The organism is Acinetobacter sp. I-MWF (genome assembly GCF_025433935.1).
Lineage (GTDB): Bacteria > Pseudomonadota > Gammaproteobacteria > Pseudomonadales > Moraxellaceae > Acinetobacter > Acinetobacter guillouiae.
Map to the genome: position 1 here is coordinate 2,222,623 of NZ_JAMBAR010000001.1, position 24,193 is coordinate 2,246,815.

22 protein-coding genes are annotated in these 24,193 nt (G+C 35.3%); 14 read left to right on the forward strand and 8 right to left on the reverse strand.

What is annotated here, in order from left to right:
* Positions 1-167: 167 nt before the first annotated feature.
* Positions 168-1,565: a PLP-dependent aminotransferase family protein gene (locus tag M2R48_RS10345; protein ID WP_262086033.1), complete on the forward strand. Its 1,398-nt coding sequence runs from the start codon at positions 168-170 to the stop codon at positions 1,563-1,565.
* A gap of 79 nt (positions 1,566-1,644) precedes the next feature.
* Positions 1,645-2,295: a class I SAM-dependent methyltransferase gene (locus tag M2R48_RS10350; RefSeq protein ID WP_262086034.1), complete on the forward strand. Its 651-nt coding sequence runs from the start codon at positions 1,645-1,647 to the stop codon at positions 2,293-2,295.
* A gap of 48 nt (positions 2,296-2,343) precedes the next feature.
* On the opposite strand, the gene M2R48_RS10355 is transcribed toward M2R48_RS10350, so the two are convergent.
* The gene (locus M2R48_RS10355; RefSeq protein ID WP_262086035.1) at positions 2,344-3,822 is read right to left on the reverse strand and encodes a phospholipase D family protein; all 1,479 of its coding nucleotides are present in this window, start codon (positions 3,820-3,822) and stop codon (positions 2,344-2,346) included.
* A 191-nt stretch (positions 3,823-4,013) separates the two neighbouring features.
* Here M2R48_RS10355 and M2R48_RS10360 point away from each other — a divergent pair, with 191 nt between their 5' ends.
* From M2R48_RS10360 to M2R48_RS10370, 3 genes are all read left to right on the forward strand, one after another.
* The gene (locus M2R48_RS10360) at positions 4,014-5,123 is read left to right on the forward strand and encodes an S-(hydroxymethyl)glutathione dehydrogenase/class III alcohol dehydrogenase (protein ID WP_004720535.1); all 1,110 of its coding nucleotides are present in this window, start codon (positions 4,014-4,016) and stop codon (positions 5,121-5,123) included.
* 157 nt (positions 5,124-5,280) lie between these two features.
* Positions 5,281-5,589 carry an I78 family peptidase inhibitor gene (locus M2R48_RS10365; RefSeq protein ID WP_262086036.1) on the forward strand — a complete coding sequence of 103 codons (309 nt, stop codon included), beginning with the start codon at positions 5,281-5,283 and terminating at the stop codon, positions 5,587-5,589.
* Positions 5,590-5,846: 257 nt separating this feature from the next.
* Positions 5,847-7,256: a beta-lactamase family protein gene (locus M2R48_RS10370; RefSeq protein WP_262086037.1), complete on the forward strand. Its 1,410-nt coding sequence runs from the start codon at positions 5,847-5,849 to the stop codon at positions 7,254-7,256.
* Positions 7,257-7,406: 150 nt separating this feature from the next.
* Here the strand turns inward: M2R48_RS10370 and M2R48_RS10375 are convergent, their stop codons facing one another.
* Complete coding sequence (locus M2R48_RS10375) at positions 7,407-8,975, reverse strand: ATP-binding cassette domain-containing protein (RefSeq protein WP_262086038.1); 1,569 nt, start codon at positions 8,973-8,975, stop codon at positions 7,407-7,409.
* Between the two features lie 359 nt (positions 8,976-9,334).
* Complete coding sequence (locus M2R48_RS10380; RefSeq protein WP_262086039.1) at positions 9,335-10,540, reverse strand: aromatic amino acid transaminase; 1,206 nt, start codon at positions 10,538-10,540, stop codon at positions 9,335-9,337.
* Between the two features lie 658 nt (positions 10,541-11,198).
* On the opposite strand from M2R48_RS10380, the gene M2R48_RS10385 reads away from it, so the two are divergent.
* Entirely contained in the window at positions 11,199-11,969 is a 771-nt protein-coding gene (locus M2R48_RS10385) for an alpha/beta fold hydrolase (RefSeq protein WP_262086040.1), read from the forward strand.
* Positions 11,970-12,070: 101 nt separating this feature from the next.
* Here the strand turns inward: M2R48_RS10385 and M2R48_RS10390 are convergent, their stop codons facing one another.
* The gene (locus M2R48_RS10390; protein WP_262086041.1) at positions 12,071-13,258 is read right to left on the reverse strand and encodes a benzoate/H(+) symporter BenE family transporter; all 1,188 of its coding nucleotides are present in this window, start codon (positions 13,256-13,258) and stop codon (positions 12,071-12,073) included.
* A 380-nt stretch (positions 13,259-13,638) separates the two neighbouring features.
* Here M2R48_RS10390 and M2R48_RS10395 point away from each other — a divergent pair, with 380 nt between their 5' ends.
* Positions 13,639-14,121 carry a hemerythrin domain-containing protein gene (locus M2R48_RS10395; RefSeq protein ID WP_262086042.1) on the forward strand — a complete coding sequence of 161 codons (483 nt, stop codon included), beginning with the start codon at positions 13,639-13,641 and terminating at the stop codon, positions 14,119-14,121.
* Positions 14,122-14,241: 120 nt separating this feature from the next.
* Here M2R48_RS10395 and M2R48_RS10400 read toward each other — a convergent pair whose 3' ends face one another.
* Positions 14,242-14,481 (reverse strand): DUF2171 domain-containing protein, encoded by a 240-nt coding sequence (locus tag M2R48_RS10400; RefSeq protein ID WP_262086043.1) that lies wholly within the window; start codon positions 14,479-14,481, stop codon positions 14,242-14,244.
* Between the two features lie 597 nt (positions 14,482-15,078).
* Here M2R48_RS10400 and M2R48_RS10405 point away from each other — a divergent pair.
* Positions 15,079-15,609, forward strand: coding sequence for a hypothetical protein (locus M2R48_RS10405; RefSeq protein ID WP_262086044.1), 531 nt, complete (start codon positions 15,079-15,081; stop codon positions 15,607-15,609).
* Positions 15,610-15,734: 125 nt separating this feature from the next.
* Positions 15,735-16,898 carry an MFS transporter gene (locus tag M2R48_RS10410; protein WP_262086046.1) on the forward strand — a complete coding sequence of 388 codons (1,164 nt, stop codon included), beginning with the start codon at positions 15,735-15,737 and terminating at the stop codon, positions 16,896-16,898.
* Between the two features lie 54 nt (positions 16,899-16,952).
* Here M2R48_RS10410 and M2R48_RS10415 read toward each other — a convergent pair whose 3' ends face one another.
* Positions 16,953-17,648 (reverse strand): LrgB family protein, encoded by a 696-nt coding sequence (locus M2R48_RS10415; protein ID WP_004821497.1) that lies wholly within the window; start codon positions 17,646-17,648, stop codon positions 16,953-16,955.
* Positions 17,648-18,088 (reverse strand): CidA/LrgA family protein, encoded by a 441-nt coding sequence (locus M2R48_RS10420; RefSeq protein ID WP_262086047.1) that lies wholly within the window; start codon positions 18,086-18,088, stop codon positions 17,648-17,650. The genes M2R48_RS10415 and M2R48_RS10420 overlap by 1 nt, the downstream gene beginning before the upstream one ends.
* A 99-nt stretch (positions 18,089-18,187) precedes the next feature.
* Here M2R48_RS10420 and M2R48_RS10425 point away from each other — a divergent pair, with 99 nt between their 5' ends.
* On the forward strand, positions 18,188-19,087 hold the full coding sequence (locus M2R48_RS10425; RefSeq protein WP_262086048.1) for a LysR family transcriptional regulator: 900 nt from the start codon (positions 18,188-18,190) through the stop codon (positions 19,085-19,087).
* A 285-nt stretch (positions 19,088-19,372) separates the two neighbouring features.
* Here M2R48_RS10425 and M2R48_RS10430 read toward each other — a convergent pair whose 3' ends face one another.
* Complete coding sequence (locus M2R48_RS10430; RefSeq protein WP_262086049.1) at positions 19,373-19,711, reverse strand: hypothetical protein; 339 nt, start codon at positions 19,709-19,711, stop codon at positions 19,373-19,375.
* 416 nt (positions 19,712-20,127) lie between these two features.
* On the opposite strand from M2R48_RS10430, the gene M2R48_RS10435 reads away from it, so the two are divergent.
* From M2R48_RS10435 to M2R48_RS10450, 4 genes are all read left to right on the forward strand, one after another.
* Entirely contained in the window at positions 20,128-20,697 is a 570-nt protein-coding gene (locus M2R48_RS10435) for a TetR/AcrR family transcriptional regulator (protein ID WP_034613038.1), read from the forward strand.
* Between the two features lie 146 nt (positions 20,698-20,843).
* Complete coding sequence (locus M2R48_RS10440) at positions 20,844-21,863, forward strand: MBL fold metallo-hydrolase (RefSeq protein WP_262086050.1); 1,020 nt, start codon at positions 20,844-20,846, stop codon at positions 21,861-21,863.
* A 197-nt stretch (positions 21,864-22,060) separates the two neighbouring features.
* The gene (locus M2R48_RS10445; RefSeq protein WP_262086051.1) at positions 22,061-22,609 is read left to right on the forward strand and encodes an RrF2 family transcriptional regulator; all 549 of its coding nucleotides are present in this window, start codon (positions 22,061-22,063) and stop codon (positions 22,607-22,609) included.
* 158 nt (positions 22,610-22,767) lie between these two features.
* Positions 22,768-23,973, forward strand: coding sequence for an NAD(P)/FAD-dependent oxidoreductase (locus M2R48_RS10450; RefSeq protein ID WP_262086053.1), 1,206 nt, complete (start codon positions 22,768-22,770; stop codon positions 23,971-23,973).
* Positions 23,974-24,193: the final 220 nt, after the last annotated feature.

Here is a 24,193-nt window from a genome sequence, read left to right on the forward strand (position 1 = left end):
ATCAATTACTCAGTCAATTTATGATGATTTAAGCGCTATTTACTGGAAATATATATGTACACTACAGTACAATTTTAAATAACTGTTATGCTATTTTTACCATTACAATTCTACTCAATCTAACGGGTTTTCTCAGATTTCTTATCTTTAAAATATGTGGTTTTTAAATGGCAAAAACTAAAATTGAACAAACAGTGCTGATGATTAAAAATCAAATTTTGAATAAAAGTTTGATTGCAGGTTCACGCTTACCTTCAGTCCGTCAGTTTGCTACACAAACAAACTGTTCTGTTTCAACGATCGTTGAAGCCTATGCCAGATTAGTTGCGGAAGGTGTTTTAGAATCTCGTCTTGGTTCTGGTTACTATGTGTTAGGTAAAGCCGAACCAATACAAATGATTGATACTGAAATACAGTATCAACGTGAAATAGATCCCTTATGGATTTCAAGGCAGTCATTAGAGGCGAAGACGGATGTGCTAAAACCGGGTTGTGGCTGGTTACCGACCACTTGGATGCCTGAACAATCGATCCGTAAAGCGTTAAAACAAGCTGCCAAATCTGAAATCATCATGCTCACTGATTATGCAACACCACATGGACATTTGGAGTTACGTAAATTTATTGCCAGAAAAAAAGAACTGTATGATTTAAAGTTTAAATTGAATCAGATTCTTATTACTGACTCAGCAACCCAGTCCATTGATTTAATTTTTAGACATTTGCTTAGCGCAGGTGATGTGATTTTGATTGATGATCCTTGCTATTTTAATTTCCGCGCCTTGATTAAGGCACATCATTTAAAAGCCGTTCCAATTCCATTTACAGAAACGGGACCAGATGTAGAAAAATTTGAACAAGCATTGAATTTAAAGCCTAAAATCTATTTAACCAATTCAGGGATCCATAATCCAACAGGGGCCACGATTTCGCTACAAACGGTTTATCAAATTTCTAAGCTGGTTGAGAAAACTGATTTATTGATTATTGAAGATGAAATTTTTGCTGATTTTGAATATACACCAGCACCACGTTATGCTTCATTAGCAGGTTTTAAGCATGTCATTCAGATTGGCAGTTTTACCAAAACTCTTTCAGCAGCAATTCGTTGCGGTTATATCATTGCAGAGTCAGAACTGATTGATCAATTGATAGATTTAAGAATTGCAACCAACTTTAGCAATAGTCATTTAAATGCAGAAATTATTTATCAAGCTTTAATGGACAGCAGTTATCCTAAACATTTAGATTGGTTAAAGAAACATTTGCTTAAAGTCAGCAATGAAATGATGCAAAAGTTGGGGCAACTCGATATAAAACCGTGGATTGTGCCAACAGCAGGGATTTTTTTATGGTGCAAATTGCCAGATGGTATACAGGCTGCGGAATTATCAAAGTTATGTCTTAAACAGGGCGTAATTCTAGCGCCGGGTAATTCTTTTAGCCAAGCTGAAAATGCAGGACAGTTCATGCGCTTTAATGTTGCACAATGTGTGGATAAAAAAGTCTTTGATATTTTGGCGATGTCAATTCAGCAGTTAAAAATAAATAACTTACAAAGTTAGTGAAAATCCGTTTCCTTATTGCTTTAAAATATGGGTAAATAGTAAGCAAATTTATATTGATTTCAGTGGAATAATTATAATGAGTGTTCAGGATGTACCGAGTCCAATTGATTTAAAAAATCAACAAGATGCATTGCAATGGGCAAATGAAGCCAATGAAAAACGCCCATGGCGTTATGAGTTTTTTGATTATTATGTGAATTTAATTCAAAAAGCAGCCAAAGAGAAACACTATCAAACTGATCAAAACGCGCAGTTCAATATTTTAGAAATAGGTTCAGGTCCTGGTTTTCTTGCCAAACATTTCCTTACCCAGTGCGCTGATATTGAATATACAGCACTAGATTTCTCTGATGCAATGCATGAGCTTTCTAAAAGTAAGCTACTTTCTTCTGAGTTAGATAGAGTGCAATATCTGATTGCTGATTTTAAAAATGAAGATTGGCGCGATCAGCTTGGACAATATGATGCCATCATTATTCATCAAGCTTTACATGAGTTACGCCATAAAAACTATGCAAATCAATTTCATCAACAAGTAAAGACATTATTAAAACGTGATGCTCTGTATCTGGTCTGTGACCATATTTTTGCATCAGATGCGATGAGCAATAATGACTTGTATATGTCGAAACATGAACATTTTCAAAGCTTAAAATATGCGGGCTTTACTGACATAGAACTGGTTAAAGAGATCAAAGGGCTCTGTCTGTTTGAGTGTTATTTGTAGCAGTAAATTTTTAATAATTTTGGTATATGCGTTGTCATTACACTAAAATTACATCATCCATTCAAGTGGCAAATATGAGACACTATACATGACAAATCGTTGGAATCGCGTAGTTTCAGGATCAACTTTATATTCAATCACTTTGCCATCAGCACGATGATCTAGCCAGATCAGTTCACCTTGCGGATTAAGTTTTAACTCATAAGCAACCCTAAATAGGGTTTGATCCAATAGATTTGAAATTTGCTCTTGTAAAGGATCTGATTGAACAACCAGTCCAACTTCGGTATTGATATTGAATGATCTTGGATCTAGGTTAAATGAACCAATAAAGACTTTGTCATCAATATTGATAAATTTTGCATGCAAACTGGATTTATTTTTGCCTTTTTTCGGAATGATATTTCCTGTGAGGACCTCATACCAAGTACGGCGATTGCGTTCTATATAGGGTTTAAATTCATAAAGTTTTGCGCCTCCTTTAAGCAGGTCAACTCGATACTTTTGATAAAACGCATGGACAAGCGCAACATCATTTGCCATAAAGGAGTTGGTTAAAATTCTCACTTTGACATTTTGTTTAGGGAATTGATTGATGAAATCCGTTCCATTTTTTGTAGGAACAAAATAAGCGGCAATCAAATCCATTTCTTGTTTGGGGTCACCCAAATGTTGGTGAATTTGGTGTGAAATTAATTCATTGCCGTGTGCCTGTCCTAAACTTTTCTTTGGAGAATCTGCCAGAAAATCGGCATAAGCCCAATTGATTTTATTTTGATTAAGCTCATTGGCGAGCTCTTTTTGCTCAAGATTTACCTTTTCATCTGTAGTATGTTCAGCTTGTTCAAGTCGTTCAAAGCTTTTTCGCAAAGTTAATAAATCGTGTTCAGAACCTTTATGAATAAATTGATCAATCGGATAGCTTAATTGAAAATTCCAAAAGTCGGTAAAAACTTCATTTGCACGATTGACTGCTTTACCAAAAAATAAAATATCCATATCAGTAAATTGGAAAGATTCACTGGCATCAAAATATTCACTGCTGATATTTCGTCCGCCTGTCACAGCAATTGCACCATCAGCAATAATTAATTTATTGTGCATTCGATGGTTGATTCTGTTCATTCTAAAAATATAATCCATTACACGAAAGTGTCGGAATTTATAAGGATTGTATAATTTGATCGAAATGTTTGGATGTGTCAGCAATGCACTTAATTGCCGATCTATTTTTGTTCCATTTTGATCATCGATTAATAAGCGTACTTTTACACCGCGGTCAGCAGCTTTAAGCAATTCGTGTAGCATTAAATTGCCAATAAAATCATCCGCCCAAATATAGTATTGTAAATCAAGTGTATATTTGGCTTTCCGAATCAGGTGGATACGTGACGCGATACTTTGGAAAGCATCATTCATGGCTAAATATGCAGTGAGACCTTGAGTAAGCATCTGTTTTGCTTGAGGCTCATTGATCCAATGCTCTGCATATACTTTAACTTGTTGTTCTTGTTCTGGTTGATTCATAGGTAAACTACATCCAGTGATTGAAAAAGCCAAAATAACGAAGGGAAGTGAAGTCTTTGAATGATTCATTCTTTCAATGAGTACTTTAAATTTTACTAAATCATATCATCAAGTTAATAGTTGAATCTGTAAAGAGAAAAAGGTTACTGTAGTCCAACTGTTAAAACACAAACCTATTAGGATATTTAGCTATGAAATCACGTGCTGCTGTTGCATTTGGTCCAGGAAAACCTTTAGAAATTGTGGAAATTGATGTAGCTCCCCCACAAAAAGGCGAAGTCCTTGTTAAAATTACCCATACAGGGGTTTGTCATACAGATGCATTTACTTTATCAGGTGATGATCCAGAAGGCGTATTTCCAGCAGTTTTAGGCCATGAAGGGGCTGGTATTGTTGTCGAAGTTGGTGAAGGTGTAACTTCAGTAAAACCTGGGGATCATGTAATTCCTTTATATACGGCAGAATGTGGCGAATGCTTATTCTGTAAATCAGGCAAAACCAACCTGTGTACAGCCGTTCGTGCGACACAAGGTAAAGGGGTTATGCCTGATGGAACGACACGTTTTTCTTATAATGGTGAACCTATTTACCACTATATGGGTTGTTCAACTTTTAGTGAATATACTGTCGTTGCTGAAGTATCATTGGCTAAAATTAACCCTGAAGCAAATCCTGAACATGTCTGTTTGCTGGGTTGTGGTGTAACGACAGGGATTGGTGCAGTCCATAACACAGCAAAAGTACAAGAAGGCGATTCAGTTGCTGTATTTGGTTTGGGTGGTATTGGTCTGGCTGTTGTACAAGGTGCACGCCAAGCGAAAGCAGGTCGGATCATTGTTGTTGATACCAATCCTGAAAAATTTAAGTTGGCAGAAGAGTTTGGTGCGACTGATTTTGTTAATCCAAAAGACTATGACAAACCTGTTCAAGAAGTGATTGTTGAAATGACAGGTTGGGGTGTAGACCATTCATTTGAATGTATCGGCAATGTCAATGTGATGCGTTCAGCGCTTGAATGTGCTCATCGTGGGTGGGGACAATCAGTCATCATTGGTGTAGCAGGTGCAGGTCAAGAAATTTCTACCCGTCCGTTCCAGCTTGTGACTGGTCGTACATGGAAAGGAACCGCATTTGGTGGGGTAAAAGGCCGTACACAATTGCCAGGTATGGTTGAAGATGCGATGAAAGGTGATATCCAACTTGCACCTTTTGTTACCCATACAATGGGCTTAGATAAAATTAATGAAGCATTTGATTTAATGCATGAAGGTAAATCAATCCGTACAGTGATTAACTTTTAAGCTTAAATACTGAGCACCACCAAGAATCAGTGATACATCATGTATCACTGGTTTTTATTTGCATGATAAATGTATGAGTTTTATATATTAATTTTCTAAGCTTATCTTTTTTTGTTATGTTATGGCTTTAAAGCAAAAAATCAAAATAGGTCGTCTTATGAAAAATGTTGCAATTTTAGGTCTTGGTATCATGGCTTTAACCGTATCAGCATGTTCTTCGCTTCAAACCAATGCAACGCCAGATCAAACAGCACAAAACACTCAAACCACATGTGTTGCTGAACGTGCGGCTCAATTGATTGGTCAAAATGATATGTCTGAAGCGAAAATTAAGCAGCTTACACAAGCATCAATCGTACGTAAAGTTGCACCAAATCAAGGGGTAACTATGGATTATCGTATTGAACGTGTGACAGTAACTGTAGATCCTGCGACCAAAAAAATTACCCAAGCGACTTGTGGTTAATGACACAAATTTAAGTCTTATATGATTGAATAAATATTGATTTGTTCAATCATGATTTTAAAGTTTAATTTAATAAATTCGCTTCATTTATTCGACACAAAACAATCATTATAAAAAAACTAAAATAACAATGTTTTGCTACTGAGTTACAGATAATACTTGCTTAAAGCAGTTTTTTTGTTATGTTTTAAGCTGTACTTTTGGATGTGTAGCGTTAGAGCACAAGACTTCAATTCATTAGCTATTATTAAAACCTTATGAAAAGACTATTTTTAATCCTATTTGCGATTTTGATATCAAACCCAATATTTGCTCAGAATGAAAACTATAAAATTGCCATGGATAATTTTATAAACAACTATAATGCTGATCAGTATGAAAAAATTTATGATGAATTTTCTGTTGAAATGAAAAAGACATTGCCGCTTGAAAAGACAAAGCAATTTTTCTCAGGATTGAAATCTCAGGCAGGAAAAATTGAAAGCAAAGAATTTCTCAGCGATCAACAAGGAAGTTATCAAAGTTATAAAACCAAGTTTGAGAAAATGGTGTTGACGGTCAATATTTCGCTTGATCAAGAAAATCATATCAAGGGACTTGTTATGAAGCCTAATGAAGTCCAAAAAGAGATAAACAGTAGTAATACTGTGAATGCGCTTAACGCTTATCCAAAAGAAATCTCAAACATCATTTTTTCGAATAGCCAAAATTTTCCAAATAATACGCAACTTTCTATTGCAGTCGTTCAAAATCAAAAAGTGAAATATTATGGGGTTATAAAAACTGATGGCAAGATCAAACCAATTGAAAACCAGCATAAGGTTTTTGAAATTGGTTCTATTACGAAAGTTTTTACATCGACCGTTTTAGCTTCGCTTGTTGATGAAGGAAAAATTAAATTAACAGATGAAATCAATCCATTTTATCCATCTTTAAAATTTAAAAATAACACTCAACTGAATTTTAAAGACTTGGCTAATCATACTTCTGGTTTACCACGCTTACCTGAGAATCTAGATTTATCGAATCAAAGTAATCCCTATAAAGATTATGGTAAAAGTCAGATTGAACAATACCTTAAAGATGATTTGAAAATTGAAAATGAGCGTGAAAAAAAATATGTTTATTCCAATTTAGGGGCGGGGTTATTAGGCTATACGCTTGGCGTATCACAAGGAAAAAGTTTTCAAACGTTATTACAAAAGAGAGTTTTTGATAAATACACAATGAAAAACTCATTTGTAAACTCGCAAAATCTACATGATAAGTTAGTAAAAGGGCAAAATCCTGATGGAAAAATCGTATCAAATTGGGATTTTGACGTTTTGTTTGGTGCTGGCGGGCTATTATCAACCACAGAGGATTTAGCAAAATTTGCAATCGCACAATTCGATCCTAAAAATACCGAATTGACTTTAACACGTACACCGACCTTTGAGATGAACAAAGATATGAAAATCGGTTTAGCTTGGCATTTGTTAAAATCACAAAATGGAAAAGATTTGGTTTGGCACAATGGCGGAACTGGTGGCTATTCATCTTCAATGGCAATAAATGTTGAGGATAAGACTGCTGTTATAGTGTTATCTAACCTCTCAGCTTTTCATCCAAAAACGAAAAACATTGATAAATTATGTTTTCAGCTCATAGATGAGAAGCAAAAATAATATTTGGATTTTACATATAGAGAAACTTAACACTGCAAATATTTTGAGTAGATTGGAGATTTACTTTTAGTTTGACCAGTACAATCCGCCATATAGGCAATAAACCATTGGCGGAAAGTTTTTCAAAATGATCAGAATGAAGTAATACTTTTAACTCAGTAAAAATGCTTCATTTACTCCAGATTGCTTAACAAAACAATCATCATGAGAGACCAGAATGACAGCACCTTTAAATTGCTCAATGGCTTGCGCAAGTAATTCTCGTGACTCGATGTCTAAGTGATTTTCAGGTTCATCCAATAACAATAAATCAATATTTTGATGATGCTGACTTATTCCAAGTAATGCAACTTTAAGTTTTTCGCCACCACTGAGTTGCCCCAATTTTAAGAGTGCTTTTTCGCGGCGGATACGCAGTTGACCTAATAAATTTCGCCATTCAACCTCCAGTATATCTGGATTAAATTTCGCTAAATTCTCGATCACAGAAAGATCATCATTGAGTAAACTAAAATTTTGATCCAAATATAAACTTTGTCCAGTAAAGAAAATTTCAGTACTTTGTGATTGATCAATTATTTTTAATAAGGTGGATTTACCCACGCCATTTGCCCCTTTAAGCTGGATTTTTTCACCGGCTTGGAGTGACAACTTTATGTTCTGTGTGGTGGCATAAGGCAATTGTAAATCGTGAATTCTTAAAATTTCACCTTGCTTAGATGATTGAAATTGAAAGTCAAATCGTTGTGGTTTAATTTTTTCTAATGCTGTTTGTTTCTCCTGTAAACTGCTTTGTGTTTCATCAGCTTGGCGAATTTGCTGTGCACGTAATTTCCCAAAACTTTGCCCAGCTTGCTCTTTTTTAAAATCCAGTAGAATCTTGGCTTGAGAGTTCGAGTCACGCAATTGAACACCTTTACGTTGACGTTTTTGTGCTTTCATTAAATTATCATGCTGTTGTTGCTTTAACTGTTTAAATTCACGTTTTTCTTGTTGAATGGACTGAGTTAAGGCATGGATTTGTTGTTGGTGCTGTTGAACATAGTCAGCATAATTTCCCGAAACATGTTGTAAACCTTGCGCGGTTAAAGCATAAATATGCTGCACTTGATTCAGCAATTGAAGATCATGACTAATAATACAAACTCCCGCCTTATGTGCCTGAATCGATTCAATTAACCATTTTCTTGCCATGGCATCTAAATGATTACTTGGCTCATCTAAAAGTAGATAATGATCTTGTTTTAGAAATAAGCGACACAAGGCTAGCTTGGTTTTTTGACCTTCACTTAAGTAGTGTATGGGAAAATTTAAATCAAGCGGCAGTTGTGCATTGCTTAAAATTTGTTGCCATTTTTGAGGTAAATCCCAACAGTTTTCCACCAAATCATAATCTTCAAAACTGGCACTACTGTTTTCAATACGCTCAAAAGCATTGTGTAGATGAGCAATGTCTAAAGCTTCAGCTATGGTTTTGGCATTTAATCGTTGTAATTGTGCTAAATAATCATGTTGAATATGCCATGCAATTTGCCCTGAATAGGCTAAATCTGAATGCTGTTGTAGGTGTAATAGTTTAAAAAGTAATGATTTTCCCAAACCATTACGGCCAATCACAGCAGAATTTTGCCCTGAAAAAAGTACAAAATTTAGTTGCGTAAATATTGTTTGAGTGGGGAATGCCAAACTCAAATTTGAAATAATACATGCTTGTTGCATTCAATGATCCTCATATAGAGGATGCACAAAATAGTATTTAATAAAAGCTTTAAATAACAGTAGATTATTTAATTTATCGTAAAGACGGTATCAGAACTAAAAGATAAGTGTAGCCTTGAGTAGAATCTATTTTGCACATCAAAAATTAAATAAATAATGATGAGAAAATGACTTACTTCATTGGCGTTACTCTTTTAAGAAAGGGGATAAGAATGCTTATTGTATAAAAATAAATCTGTATGTCAATGTTAAGCTTTTAAAATGCTCATTTAAAAAAGAATCATCTCAAAAACTTAACTCCCTTATGAAAAGGGAGTTAAGTGGCAGTTGATTGATTCAATCAACGCTTATCAATTTATTTAAGCAGTTGCTTTAATGACTTCTGCAACAGATGTTGCTACATAATCAATATTTTTTAAATTTAAGCCCGCTGCACACATACGGCCACTACGTAGCAAATAAATGGCATATTGATCTTTCAATATATCCACTTGTTCAGCAGTTAAACCGGTATAGCTAAACATGCCTTGTTGTTCTGTAAGGTAATCAAAATTACGACCAGGTAAAGCAGCAGTTAATTTTGCCTTTAATAGTTCGCGCATTTGGATGATACGCTCACGCATTTCTTTAAGTTCTGCATGCCATTTTTCAGTTAATATTGCATCATTCAATACATTATCAACCACTAAGGCACCCGTTGTAGGTGGGCTTGAGTAGATACGGCGTACAGTTGCTTTAAGCTGACCTAAAACTTTTTGTGCAGTTGCTTGGTCATCACAAATAAAGCTTAAGCCACCAACACGCTCACCATATAGTGAGAAAATTTTAGAGAATGAATTGCTAACAATGAAATTCAATCCTGACTTGTCTAAAGCACGAATTGCATAAGCATCTTCTTCTAAGCCTTGACCAAAACCTTGGTAAGCAATATCTAGGAATGGAATTAAATCACGTGCTTTCAATACTTCAATTACACGATCCCATTCAGCAGGTGTTAAATCTGCGCCTGTTGGGTTATGGCAACAAGGGTGAAGAAGAACAATGCCTTTTGCAGGGATTTGCTGTAAATCCTCTAACATGCCTTCAATATTGACACCATTGGTTGCTGCATCAAAATAACGGTAGAAATGTGAATTGATTCCCGCACCATTAAAAATCGCAATATGGTTTTCCCACGTCGGTTGGCTCACCCAAACATCAGATTCAGGAAAGTATTTTTTTAGAAAATCTGCGCCTACTTTAAGTGCACCAGAACCGCCTAGAGTTTGAATGGTCACTGCACGACCATCTTTACGTGCTTGGCTATCTGCACCTAAAACCAGTTTCTGGGTTGCTTCGTTATAAGACTTTGAACCATCCATCGGTAAATAAAGCTTTACCTTGTCATTGCTTGGTTCAATATTTTTCAAAGCCGCTTTTACAGCGTCTAACTGAGGAACAATTGTGTCCTCATTATAATAAAGACCAATACTTAAATTTACTTTGTGTGTCCGTTCATCCTTACCAAAGGCTTCCATTAGAGAGAGAATTGGATCACCTGCATAAGGATCTACATGTTGAAACATGGTCTAAAGTCCTAAATCAATCGAAAAAATCAAGTCTGATAATATAGGTAATTCAAACCCCGACTCAACAGTAGATTAAAGTTTATTTTTTATTATTTATTCAACTTTAGATTAGGGTCTGTAGACAATTCGTCTACGTTTGCGACTACGTGTGTTTTTTAGGCGATACTAGGCGCGAAATATGAAATTTAGTCATTCTAAATGAGTAGTTCGTAACGACGTAGCGGCAAAAAACACGCTAGTCCCCGCTGCGCCTTGCGCTGCAAACAAAGCAGTGCTTTGTTCTTGCTCAGGGTTGTGGCTAAAATTATCTCAGCCTACGTTATGAAACTCGAAAATAGTCTCGCTATTCTCTTCGTTTCCTGCCTCGCCTGCTCAATTTTAGTCTACAACGCAAGCCATTTATGAAATGTCAACAGACCCTAAGCTCATCGCACATTTGTCTATATTTATAGCCAAATGTGTATTCTCTACAAAATAAAGGATAAATAAGATAAAACTTAAACAGTGTATCAAGTGCGGTATTGGAAGAGAGATAGTTAAGATATTGATTGTTTTTAAGTCGCAGTATTGTTAATGAATGATAAAACTATTGTTCTGCATTTCTCTTCTTGTCATCATAGTGCAAGCGCAATATTTAAATTCTGGATGGTTTTTAATGTTACTGAATTATCAATACGATCAAGCTCAAGATAGCCATGGGACTCAAAAAACCACACTGGTATTGATTCATGGATTATTTGGAAGTTTAAGTAATTTGGGCATTATTGCACGTGAATTTCAAGGTAAATTCAACTTATTGCAAATTGATGTTCGAAATCATGGCCATTCTGCACATTCAGATGAAATGAATTATCAATTGATGGCTCAGGATGTTTTGCAAACACTTGATCATTTAAATATTGAAAAGTTTATTGCGATTGGACATTCTATGGGTGGAAAAATTACAATGAAACTTGCAGGTTTAGCGCAAGATCGTATGCAAAAAATGATTGTCTTGGATATGACACCTTTTGCATATCAAGAAAATCACCATGATCAAATTTTTAAAGCCTTATTTGCGGTTGAAAATGCACAAATTGAATCTCGTAAAGAAGCTACAGAGATTATGCGTCAATACTTAAAAGAAGAAATGGTGATTCAATTTTTATTAAAATCATTCAGTAAGGGGAAATGGCTGTTTAATGTCCAAGCCTTATTTAATCATTATGCTGATATTTTAAGCTGGGAAAATCAGCAGGTGAATCCTATTCCAGCATTGTTTATTAAAGGCGGAAACTCACCCTATATCTCAAAAGCTGAACATTTTTCTGCAATCGAAACCCAGTTTAGTCATAGCCAAGTTAAAGTCATTGAACAAGTCGGGCATTGGTTACATGCTGAAAAACCGGCTGTAGTCAATCAAATGATCTCTGGATTTATAGAATGAGGTTTTAGACTCTGAATAAATTAAAACAGCATATTTAAAGGTAATATGCTGTTTATAAATGATTATTTTGTAAATACTACCAGTTCTTTAGTCCAGTAGGGTCAAGAAAGTGTCTTGGTTTTGAATTTTCCATTGAGTACAAGATATGAAATTAGACCTAAAACCAAACCCCAAAATGCACCCCCAACACCAAATAAACTGATATTGGCCGTCGTTGCGAGAAAGGTAATAAGTGAGGCTTCTCGGCAATCAATATCACTCATCGCATTTGCAAGACTTCCAGCAATTGTACCTAATAATGCAAGTCCTGCTAGAGTGCTTATAAAAGCGACTGGAAACGCTGCAAAGGCAGCTGCTAACGTTACACCAAAAATTCCAACAAGAATATAAAACACACCTGCGGCAATCCCTGAAATCCAGCGTTTTGATGGATCTTCGTGGGATTCCTTTCCAGTGCAAATTGCAGCAGTGATCGCAGCAAGATTAAATGCATGTGTACCAAACGGAGCCATGAGAAACGAGCCTAAGCCTGTCACGATAAGAATCGGTTTAGCATTGGTGTGAAAACCATCATTTTTAAGAACCAGTAAACCTGGCATATATTGTCCTATTAAGGTAATTAAAAATAAAGGTAATGCAACACTCAGTATCGAGTTTATAGAAAAAGTTGGTGTGGTAAAAATAGGCGAGGCTAATTTTAGTTCAAATCCAGAGAAATCAATTCGTGATTGTAAAAGTAAGAAAATAAAGCCAAAAACCAAGACACTAATAATGGCAAATCTTGCAGAAAAACGTTTGGTGATCAGGTAAATAAAAAATAATGAAATCGCCAAAAAAGGATCAATTGTCATATTGGTAAAGGCAGCGATCCCAAATTGCAATAAAATACCTGCCAAGAGACCAGATGCAATACCCGCTGGAATTAGACGAATCAATTTTTCAAAATAGCCCGTAATTCCCAAGAACACAAATGCCAGTGCAGAAAGTAAATATGCGCCAATTGCTTCGGAATATGGCACAGTTACAAGCGTCGTAATTAAAAATGCAGCGGCAGGCGTAGACCATGCAGTGATAATGGGTTCGCGGGTATACCAACTTAATAATATTCCTGTGATACCAACCCCTATAGAAATAGACCATACCCATGAGGCAGTGAGTTCAGGGCTAAGACCAGCCATCCGCGCAGCTTGGAAGATTAAAATAAAGGTACCACCATAATTAACAATGACCGAAATTAAACCAGCCATAATGGGGGGAAGAAAATCATTAGAATGATGCTGAAAAGACATAAACTCTACCCCTAAGATTTTAAAAAGAAGTAGTAGAGTGTATTTTTAATGTGGTATTGCCATAAGATACACTTTTAATATTTTTTAAGGTACCAGTTTGCTAATATGACTTTATTTTCTGCCTTTTTTACTTAACTTTGGTAAAGGTGAAGGCGTTAAGAATGGTTTTTATATTGCTAAGTACAATGAGAGTAGTGCTTTGAATGCAGCGAAGAAAAATACCCTCAATTTAGGTTTCTTAATGATTTTTTGAATTTCATAGATCGTACAATATAAACAGTTATTACAATTAAAAAACTATTGAAACAAGAGTTCAATAATAAATATGAGTTTATCCTCTAAGATTGAATATTAAATAAATTTTTCGATAGGATAAAAGTATGAGCCATAGTAAGCAACTCACCATATTTGATGTCTTAAAATTTAGTCATGAAAAGCAAAGAGAATTATCTGATAAGTTAATTGAAACTACTGGCAATTCAGAAGAAAGAAAGCATTATTTCTCATTGTTGAAAAATGAATTATTTGCACATGCTGTGGCTGAAGACAGGTATTTTTACATACCTCTTATGATGACAGATGCAGGTTTGAATATTACAAGGCATGCTCTGTCTGAGCATCACGAAATAGATGAGCTACTTGAGCAACTTTCTGAAAAAGAACTCAATAATCCGAGTTGGTTACGTATAGCAAATCAGCTACGTAAGCTTGTACATCATCATTTAGATGAAGAAGAGCATAAATTTTTCCAACAATCGGGCAAAATTTTAAAAGATGATGAAAAACTAAGCTTAGCTAAAAAATATCAACATGAATATGATAAATATATTGATAAAGACAAAACGAGTTTAGTTCATCAATGATTTAAACTTTTTTAAATTTAGTTAGATAGATAAGCCAGATTTGAAAACTGATCATTTGATGACAAGAATGCCAATCAAATTGATTGGCATTCCTGAAATAGCAAATTACTTAGATAAAATCTACAATGTTTGCCACTCATTTCTTGCTTCTTCTGAATTTTTATTCAAAATTACGTTTCCATCTTTTATTTCACTCACCCAATTTATTGGAATCAGATGATGTTCATTATGTTCATCATCACTTCGAGTCAATTTAATTGAATCTTGTCCCTCAAGATGATCAACCTTACCGATCTGTGTACCACATGAAGCAATTACTGAAGCATGTTCTTTAATATCGTTTGCATTAACGTTACTCATAATGTTTGCTCATCTATTGTTCAAGTTGAAATATCAGTCTAAGACATTTAAAAATTAGTGATGTAAGTATTTTAAAGTTTTAAGTTTTGTTGAGTTAATAATGTAAGATTTATGGGTTTATTTAATTTATCAATGTCATTTTTGAATAAATATATAAAATTAAAAATAATGTTATTCTGTTCTCAATTAATTAATTTTGTTATGATTTATTCGTTCGATTTTTGTGATGTAATTATAATTTATAAGATTTATTGAGGTTTTTTTGATTATTTTATTTGTTTTTGGTCTTAATGGGGGTGAAATTATATTACTGTAAGCTTTTATTTTGTAATGTTTTATTTTTAAATAATTAACGGTAAGGTTTTAATATGTTGTATTGTAATTTGATGTTATTTATTTAAAAATTTCTAAAACGACAATACTCAATGGGGCTGGGGTTTTGAGCTGAGTTTATTTTAATTTAGTTAATTTTATTTTGTACAAACCCTTCTTGAAACTATAACAAATAGTAATATTAAATAAAAATATTTAATCTAGGATGATTATCGTTGATTGATTAATTGAATTAATAACTTTTATCAAAATAGAGGATTAAATATGTCAAATTCTAATATAGATAACGAAGTAGTTAAGAATCTCAGTAAAGAACAACGTGACCAATTGAATGCCGATCCAATTTCCGGTGAGCCAGGCGCACACCCAATCGGGACAGGTGTTGGAGCCGCAGGCGGTGCAGTAAATGGTGCAGCTATTGGAGCTGTTGGCGGACCTGTAGGTGCTGCAGTCGGTGGAGTAGTAGGTGCAGTTGTTGGAGGATTAGCTGGAAAAAGCATTTCTGAAGCTGTAAATCCAACTGATGAAGATGTTTATTGGCGTGAAACTTACAACACTCGCCCTTATTATAAAGACACGATTAACTTATATGATAATGTAGATTACGATCGTGATTATCGTGATGCTTATCAGCTAGGGTACACTTCTAGAAGCAATTACCCTTATGAAACAAAGTTTGAAGAAGTTGAAGCAGATCTTAAGCTTCAATGGGAAAAAACCAAAAGAGAGTCTCGTTTAAAATGGGAAGAAGCAAAGCATGCAGTAAAAGATGCTTGGGATCGAGTAACTCGTTAACAGATTCTCAAAAAATAGCCCTTCAATGTAAGGGCTATTTTTTTGTCACTAGTAAACAAATGACAGCAATCCACTACAACCATTAATTGTGATAACATATTGAAAATACAAGTGAATGCAATGATATGCAATCTATACCAATCCAATACAGACTGAGTGGATTTTACTTTTGGTATTATTCAATAGTTGGAACTTTTTTACCGTATTGGAGCTTATATCTTCAAGATCAAGGATTTAATTATCAAGAAATCGGATTACTGTCCTCTATAGCCATTTTAACCCGTATATTTGCACCCTTTATTTGGGGATTTATCGCAGACAAAACGGGCAAACGAATGTTGTGGGTACGTGTGGCAACCTGGATGGAAGCTACAATCTGGTTTTTGATTTTTATTATTCCCAACAATATGCAATCAATTGCATTTCTGATGTTGATTTTTAGCTTCTTTCAAAATGCCATACTTGCGCAATTTGAAGGTGTAACGCTGTTTTGGCTGGGTAATCAACATACAGCATTGTATGGGAAAATTAGAAAATGGGGTTCTATTGGATTTATTATTGGCGTATTTAGTATCGGAGCGATTTTAGAAGTTATTGCAATTCAATATTTACCAATGATGTTGTTATGTATTGCATTTACAGCTTTTATTTGGTCCTTTTCGATTAAGGAACCCAGCACAGCACCGAGTGCACAAAAAATATTAGACCCATTACTTCCCATTCTAAAAAGACCTGTGGTTTTTTCATTTTTTATCATTGAATTTATTATGCTTTTTGCACAAGCACCATTTTATAGCTTTTATAGTAATTATTTAAAACTTGCTGGTTACAGTACAACTCAGATTGGCTTTTTATGGTCAGTCGGTGTGATTGCTGAAATTATCATGTTTAACTATGCAAATTTCTTCCTAAACCGTTTTTCATGGCGAAGCTTAGTCGCGCTTTGTTTAATCATGACCAGTATTCGATTTATTTTGGCAGGTTTATTTTCAGAAAGTTTCATTATTCAATTTATTTCTCAAACTTTTCATGCATTTAGTTTTGGTTTATTTCATATTATTGCAATGCGGGTCATTTTGCAGAACTTTGCAGCCAAACAACAGGGCAGAGGGCAAGCACTATACAGTACCATGTGGGGACTTGGCGTTGCGTCAGGCAGTATTTTAGCTGGGCAATATTGGGAAAAATTATCAGGAGAATATATTTTTATCATTGCTGGACTTTCAGCATTGCTTGGTCTGCTATTGATTAATTTTTTACCTAAAACATTACAAACGATTCAAAGATAAATGAATCTCTTTGCAGAAAAGAGATTCAGAACATTCAAATCGATACTGTACGGGTTAATTTAGTAAATAGACAATGAGGTGTACAATAAAAGGTCCAACTAATACCATAAAAATACCAGCTAAAACCATGGTTAAACTGGCAATAACACCTTCATCTTTATCACGCATATAAGCTTTACTTGTACCAAAACCATGTGCTGCATTACCCAAAGACGCACCTTGTGCAAAACTTGATTTCAGCCTTAACCCACCTAATACCAAATCACCAATTAACATACCAGTCACCCCAGTAATCATGGTGAATAAAATCACCAGTTCAACAGAACCGCCGATATGGGTTGTTAGTTCCATTGCAAATGGTGTAGAGATTGAACGAGCCATTAGACTATAGGTTGTTGTTTGGTCAAAATGAAATAACTTGGCAAGGTAGAATGCACTGATCATTCCAGCAAGCATACCAATAACCACACCCATAGAAATTGAAATGAGATGTTCTTTAATGATTTGGCGATATTCAAAAATTGGGATTGCAAAGGCAACAGTTGCAGGCCCTAACATCCATATAATCCACTGACTATCAAGCATATAAGCATCATAAGAAACATGCGCTGACAGTAAAATGGTGATTAAAACAATCGGAACCAAAATTGCTGGAGATAAAATTAAATATGGAAATTTACGATAAAGTTTTTTGACCAACACATACGCGACTAATGTGATCACTAGGCAAAATATTGAAATGGCAGACATTATTTATCTCCCTGTAATACATGTACGGTTTTATGAACATGACGTTGTTTCAACTTCCGCTCTAGTTTAAAACCTATATGAACACTATAAGCAGTAAATACCATCACACAAATTGTACCCAGTACAACCACAACAATCAGTTGCCAACCCTCAGTCATAAATAAGTTTTTATATTTCATTAATCCGATAAAACAAGGAATAAAAAATAGTACCAATTCACCTAGAATGAAATCTGAGCCTGATTTAATCCAATTTAACTTAAAAATACCTGTCATGAGCCCAATCAAAACCATAAATAAGCCAATCACAGCTGCCGAAATAGGTAAATTAAATTGTTTTTGAATGATTGAACCAATCCACCAAATCAAAATTAAAAGCCCAATTTGCAGTGTGACTTTATAAATTGATGAAATTTGATGGCTTTGAGTACACGTAGACATTTTATTGCAGATATTTAAAAAAGATGAGTTATTTTAGTTGCAAACATCACAGCATATTATGAATAATTAAACCATAATTATGCGTTTTTGGAATAATTCGTGGACATTAAGAATCTTAAAATTTTTGTAGAAATCGTCAATTGTGAAAGTTTTACTTTGGCTGCTGATCGTTTGTTTATGACACAGCCTACAATCAGTAAATCAATTAAACATTTAGAAGAAGAACTTGGCACAGCTTTGTTTAAAAGAGGTGAAGCAGGAAGAAAAAGGGAAGTTGCACTTACCTATATTGGTGAATTAATTTATCAACATGCTTTAAATATCTTAAATGAACAAAAGCAAATATTTGAAAATATTGATCAAGTACAGCAGTTAAAAAAAGGTAAATTAACCATAGGCTTACCACCATTAGGCTCGGTATTACTTAGCCCTTTAATTGCTTTATTTCACCAGAATCATCCTGATATTCAATTGAAATTCTTAGAAGTTGGTGCCAATGGTATTGAGGAAGCAATTGCTGATAAAAGTATTGATGTTGGGATTTTACTCGGTAATTTAAGACCAAGTTTTGCGGCAATTCCTGTGATAGATTCACCAATGTGTTTATTGGCTAAGAAAAATTCACATTGGAATCAAAGAGATTCAGTAAATTTGCATGAGCTTAGAGAAGAAACTTTTTTACTTTACGCTGATTCTTTTACATTAAATAAGATGATTATACAGGCTGCAAATTCTGTAGGTTTTGAACCAAAAGTGGTGTGTAAAAGTAGCCAGTGGGACTTTATCACCAAAATGGTGGAGTTTAATATGGGGATTGCCATATTACCCAAAATTTATTGTGATCAGTTAGATCAGGGGAAGTTTTGCTCAGTAATCCTTAATGAGCCTAAATTACATTGGACATTAAGTATGGCTTGGAATACGACTGTAGCAATGAGTCCAGCAACCAAAGCTTGGTTAACGATTGTAGAGATGCATCGAGATAAAATTCATTTCTAGATTAATTGATAGCTTTTAAGTCTTAATAAATTAAGATTAGTGTGGCTTAGGTTTAAATTTTATAATTATTAAAACTATTTATATCAAATTTTTAATTATATTAATTTCGCATAATGTATATTATGTTAAATAAGATATCTAAGACTGTGGCTACACAATGCTGTTGTTGCTACAGTTCAGCAACTTGAATCAGTAAAATTATCTTCAAGTTGCTGAGTATCCCAAGTAACATAATATAAGTTATGCTGAAATCAGATCGCTACTCGATTTTGTATGGTTATGACTTCAATGTACTTTCGTATTTGCTTCAGTTAAATAAGCTTTCTTCGATGTCTTATTCCATAAACACAGTTCTTGCCCTGTTTTGTTTTTCATATGTGCTTGCGGATATTTTCCTTGAATCAAGAGTGCCGAATATCTAACACGATCATCAAACAGCATGACATTGCTTACTGTCTTGGCATTTTTAAGTTGACTTGCTTTTATACAAGCCGCTTTTATTTCCTGATCATGCTTGTTCCATGCCTGCTCGGAACTTCCGAAAGCTACGCTAGTCGCAGCAGAACTTGCCACAAAACCTAAAATAGAAAGATATTTTAAAAATATACGATATCTCAATATCATGATGATTGTCCTGTAAATTCGAGTGTCTGGATCTATACTGAAACAATCTGATGAGATAATCTAGCAATTTACACATGCTGTAACAGCAGATATTCAGGATTTCACATATCTCTGAAAAGTTGTCGTGATTTAAATTTTAAAATATAGATCAAAGACTTAAAAATAGTTCTATTCTATAGAAGCATTACCTGACTCACGTGATTCCATACAGTGATCAATAATTTCTCGCGTCTTATCAGTTGCCGAAATTATAATTATGACTATTAATTAAAGCGCTAACTTTGCTGTGTGGCCCTGTCTATGTGATGCATCTATAGCTTGTGATCTTGAAAAGCCCATCCCTTTTAAAATATATATCTTGCGCTTTATCTATTTTTATGTATGATTGAGTAATCACTCAATTAATATATTTGTCTATGGCCCGTCCTCGTAGTGAAGATAAACGTAATGCAATTTTAAATGCTGCTATTGAAACATTGGCAGAACTTGGAGAGCGTGCATCTACTTCAAAAATAGCCAAAGTCGCTGGTGTAGCAGAAGGTACTTTATTTACTTATTTCAGTAATAAAGAGGAATTACTTAACCAATTATACCTTTCGCTAAAGGCTGAACTGCGTCAGGTCATAATGCTGAATTATCCGAACAATTCAGACCTACAAAGCCAAATGTTTTATATCTGGCAAAGCTATTTGGACTGGAGTTTAGATGCCCCACTCAAACGTAAAGTGATGGCACAGTTGTCGACTTCAGAACAAATTACAGAGCAGAGTAAACACATTGGTATGCAAACTTTTTGTGATTTTACTAGGACTATTCAAGAACATATTGATGACGGCAAATTAAGAGATTATCCACCCTTGTTTATCGGTTCGATTTTGGGTGCACTTGCCGAAGTCACACTCAACTTTATTGCTCAAGACCCTTCTCAAGCTGATCTTTATCGGAAGTCAGGTTTTGAAGCTTTTTGGCATGCAGTTTCAATGTAGATAAAGACTAAAGTAAGGATGTGCAGCATTCTTATTTTTTTAAATTAATTAATGAGTGATTAAATACTCATTTAAATAAATCAAAATAAGCACTTATCTCAAGTTCTTATTTACAGATATAGCTTGCTCCACTCAAGGAAAATAAAATGACAATTTCAAACGCAACAGACTTGCCTTCTCCCTTCATGTCATCACAGCAGCACAATGGGAAATATAGCAATACACGGCCGAATCTGCACATACATTCTTTCGGAAAAACGCTAGGCTTAATGTGGAAATTTTTATTTAACAAACCCAAAAATACGGTGCCAAGCCGAGAAATTCCTGTGTTAAGTTTATCAAAAGAACAACTCATGAGTGCACCAGACCGTTCTTTATTTCGTCTTGGGCATTCGACCATTTTATTAAAATTGCGTAATGAATTTTGGTTAACCGATCCTGTTTTTTCTGAACGTGCATCGCCTTTTCAGTGGATTGGCCCAAAGCGTTTTCACCAACCACCGATTAGCATTGCGGACTTACCTCCCATTAAAGGTGTGATTTTGTCGCATAACCACTATGACCATCTCGATTACCATGCAGTAATCCAACTCAAAGACAAAGTTGAACACTTCTTAACACCACTTGGTGTTGGTGACACACTGATTAAATGGGGCGTGCCAACTGAAAAGGTTCAACAACTTGACTGGTGGGAAACAACCCATGTAGATGGTCTTAAGCTGATTGCTACCCCTGCCCATCATTTTTCAGGCCGTGGTATGAGTGATAGCAACGCAACGCTTTGGGCATCGTGGGTGATTATTGATAATGATCTACGGGTGTTTTTTAGTGGCGATACTGGTTATTTCGATGGGTTTAAAGAGATTGGACATCGTTATGGTCCTTTCGATCTTACCATGCTAGAAACTGGGGCGTATGATCCAGAATGGCCAGATGTTCACATGCAACCTGAGCAAACTTTACAAGCGCATATCGATTTAAAAGGACGTCATTTGTTACCTGTCCATAATGGGACTTTTGACTTGGCCCTTCATGCTTGGGATGACCCATTTGAACGTATCGTGGCTTTGGCTCAGCAAAATAGCTTAGCAATAAGTACCCCTCAAATGGGTGAAGTATTGAACTTAAACCAGCCAAATGTCGAAAATTATTGGTGGCGTTCTTAATTTTTTTCAATCATTTTAAATTATTTACGTCCCTCAATTATCCTTTAAAAGTATTTATATATCAGTAATATAACCCTATTCTTATTATTTATTTTGTCTTTCAATAAAACTAGGACTAACTTTATCTTAGTTTTATGGTTGACTTAAAACACAGACTGCATTAGTCTGTGTTTGTAATTGATCAATTATGAAATGAAATGGCTTATATCACTAGTAGCGTCGAGTATGCGATTCACTGTCTTCTTTTTCTTGTAAATAATGAAGATAAACCATTGAGTAGTAAGGATTTAGCTGAATTGCAAGGTGTCTCTCCTAGCTTTATGGCCAAGATATTTCCTAAACTTGAAAAGGCAAAACTTGTTTTGGCGCAAGAAGGCGTTCGTGGCGGGTATTTACTGGCCCGATCTGCTCACGAAATCAGTTTTCTCGATATTGTGAATGCAATCGAAGGTGAAAAACCGCTTTTTGAATGCCAAGAAGTACGTGGAAAATGTGCAGTCTTTAATAATGCCCCACCCAATTGGGCAACAAATGGGGTTTGTGCCGTACATGCAGTTATGTTGCAGGCCGAGAAAGCGATGCAAGATGCATTAGGCGCGCACACACTTGGTGATATTGCAGACCGTTTTGGTCGTTATGCACCTGATGTATTTTTTAGTGATGTGAATGGCTGGATCAATAAACGCATCGAAGGAAGAACAGCAAAAATGCGGAAAAGTAAAATATCACGCGATATTCCCGACTAAGCAGTGATAGGACTTAGCGTCTTAAAGTAATCACTCCCCTAACCTTTTTAAACCCCTTCTCAGATTTTTCGGACAGTCAGAGAAAGGATTCGCTCACCCAAAATTTTGGGATGAGCTGGAATTTACATGTCCGAAAAATCTATCAAAAGGATAATCAAATGAGTAAGCGTATTATTATTGCAGGTTCTGGCTTTGCTGGTTTATGGGCTGCACTTGCCGCACAACGAGCAATTCATTTGGCTGCGCAAGAACAAAATATTGAAGTGCTGATGGTTTCCCCAAGCCCGAATGTTGATATTCGTCCTCGTCTTTATGAAGCTGTACTTGAAAATATGTATCCTGATATATTAGACATATTAAATGTCGTTGATGTTAAATATGTCGCTGGCTGGGTAAATGAAGTGAATGCTGCGGCTCAAAATCTTGTGATTACAACGATCCACGGCGATCAACAAAGCTTAAGTTATGACCGTTTTATTTTGGCAACGGGAAGTACTGGCTATATGCCGCCTATATCTGGTCTTAAAGACTATGGATTTAGTGTCAGCACTTTAGCAGATGCTGAAAAACTAGATCAGCATCTTAAAAGTTTAGCCAATAAGCCTATAAGTGCGGCACGTAATACCGTAGTCGTTGCTGGTGGTGGACTGACTGGGCTTGAAACAGTTGCCGAAATGCCTGAACGCCTGCGTAGCATTTTAGCTGAAACTGATGTTCGTGTGGTTTTAGTCGATTCATCAGCAGAAATTGGTGCAGCATTGGGTGACGACGCTGCAGTGGTAATTCAAGAAGCTCTTAGCGAACTCGGCGTTGAAGGTAAAGCTGGGCTACGCGTTACTGCACTTGATGCTTCTGGAGTAACGCTTTCTAACGGCGAAAGAATTGAAACAGAAACTGTCATTTGGACTGCGGGCATGCGAGCGAACTCGTTGACCTCTCAAATTGTAGGTGAAAAAGATAATTTAGGTCGTATTTTAGGTGATGCTTATTTACATGCACCAGAGACAAAAAATATTTTTGTGACGGGTGATACTGTAAAAGTTCCAACCGACAATTTAGGTAATTTTAACGTGATGTCATGTCAGCATGCCATGAGCCTAGGCCGCGTAGCGGGTTACAATGCCGCGGCAGAATTGGTAGATTTGCCATTACATGCGTATAGCCAACCAAAGTATGTGACTTGTGTCGACTTAGGCCCATGGGGAGCCCTTTACACTGAAGGATGGGATCGAAAAGTTCAATTTGTACGTCACGAGGCGAAAAAAATTAAGCAAGAAATTAATACAGTATGGATTTATCCGCCAGTTGCAGACCGTGAAGCTGTTTTTGCAATAGCAAATCCTGATTTTGTAATTGTCCCTTAAAATTAGTTTTGCTAATGCAGATCATTTTATTTAACTCTCCTAAAAGTAAAGCCATCACTGGTTTTACTTTTAGGTGTTTTTGAGTCATTAAGTTATGACCTTTCTAACTCTTTTATTATCGCTAAAGCCGTTTTTTAAGCAGAAAACGTGTTTTGTCCTGTAATTAATGTATGTTGAGATCATTGTCATTAGTTCATGAACTTAATTTACTATTTTTGAA

Excerpts from the sequence above, each read along its gene's own strand:
- M2R48_RS10345 (WP_262086033.1), top strand. The coding sequence starts at position 168 with ATGGCAAAAACTAAAATTGAACAAACAGTGCTGATGATTAAAAATCAA.
- M2R48_RS10350 (WP_262086034.1), top strand. The coding sequence starts at position 1,645 with ATGAGTGTTCAGGATGTACCGAGTCCAATTGATTTAAAAAATCAACAA.
- M2R48_RS10355 (WP_262086035.1), bottom strand. The coding sequence starts at position 3,822 with ATGAATCAACCAGAACAAGAACAACAAGTTAAAGTATATGCAGAGCAT.
- M2R48_RS10360 (WP_004720535.1), top strand. The coding sequence starts at position 4,014 with ATGAAATCACGTGCTGCTGTTGCATTTGGTCCAGGAAAACCTTTAGAA.
- M2R48_RS10365 (WP_262086036.1), top strand. The coding sequence starts at position 5,281 with ATGAAAAATGTTGCAATTTTAGGTCTTGGTATCATGGCTTTAACCGTA.
- M2R48_RS10370 (WP_262086037.1), top strand. The coding sequence starts at position 5,847 with ATGAAAAGACTATTTTTAATCCTATTTGCGATTTTGATATCAAACCCA.
- M2R48_RS10375 (WP_262086038.1), bottom strand. The coding sequence starts at position 8,975 with ATGCAACAAGCATGTATTATTTCAAATTTGAGTTTGGCATTCCCCACT.
- M2R48_RS10380 (WP_262086039.1), bottom strand. The coding sequence starts at position 10,540 with ATGTTTCAACATGTAGATCCTTATGCAGGTGATCCAATTCTCTCTCTA.
- M2R48_RS10385 (WP_262086040.1), top strand. The coding sequence starts at position 11,199 with ATGTTACTGAATTATCAATACGATCAAGCTCAAGATAGCCATGGGACT.
- M2R48_RS10390 (WP_262086041.1), bottom strand. The coding sequence starts at position 13,258 with ATGTCTTTTCAGCATCATTCTAATGATTTTCTTCCCCCCATTATGGCT.
- M2R48_RS10395 (WP_262086042.1), top strand. The coding sequence starts at position 13,639 with ATGAGCCATAGTAAGCAACTCACCATATTTGATGTCTTAAAATTTAGT.
- M2R48_RS10400 (WP_262086043.1), bottom strand. The coding sequence starts at position 14,481 with ATGAGTAACGTTAATGCAAACGATATTAAAGAACATGCTTCAGTAATT.
- M2R48_RS10405 (WP_262086044.1), top strand. The coding sequence starts at position 15,079 with ATGTCAAATTCTAATATAGATAACGAAGTAGTTAAGAATCTCAGTAAA.
- M2R48_RS10410 (WP_262086046.1), top strand. The coding sequence starts at position 15,735 with ATGCAATCTATACCAATCCAATACAGACTGAGTGGATTTTACTTTTGG.
- M2R48_RS10415 (WP_004821497.1), bottom strand. The coding sequence starts at position 17,648 with ATGTCTGCCATTTCAATATTTTGCCTAGTGATCACATTAGTCGCGTAT.
- M2R48_RS10420 (WP_262086047.1), bottom strand. The coding sequence starts at position 18,088 with ATGTCTACGTGTACTCAAAGCCATCAAATTTCATCAATTTATAAAGTC.
- M2R48_RS10430 (WP_262086049.1), bottom strand. The coding sequence starts at position 19,711 with ATGATATTGAGATATCGTATATTTTTAAAATATCTTTCTATTTTAGGT.
- M2R48_RS10435 (WP_034613038.1), top strand. The coding sequence starts at position 20,128 with ATGGCCCGTCCTCGTAGTGAAGATAAACGTAATGCAATTTTAAATGCT.
- M2R48_RS10440 (WP_262086050.1), top strand. The coding sequence starts at position 20,844 with ATGACAATTTCAAACGCAACAGACTTGCCTTCTCCCTTCATGTCATCA.
- M2R48_RS10445 (WP_262086051.1), top strand. The coding sequence starts at position 22,061 with ATGGCTTATATCACTAGTAGCGTCGAGTATGCGATTCACTGTCTTCTT.
- M2R48_RS10450 (WP_262086053.1), top strand. The coding sequence starts at position 22,768 with ATGAGTAAGCGTATTATTATTGCAGGTTCTGGCTTTGCTGGTTTATGG.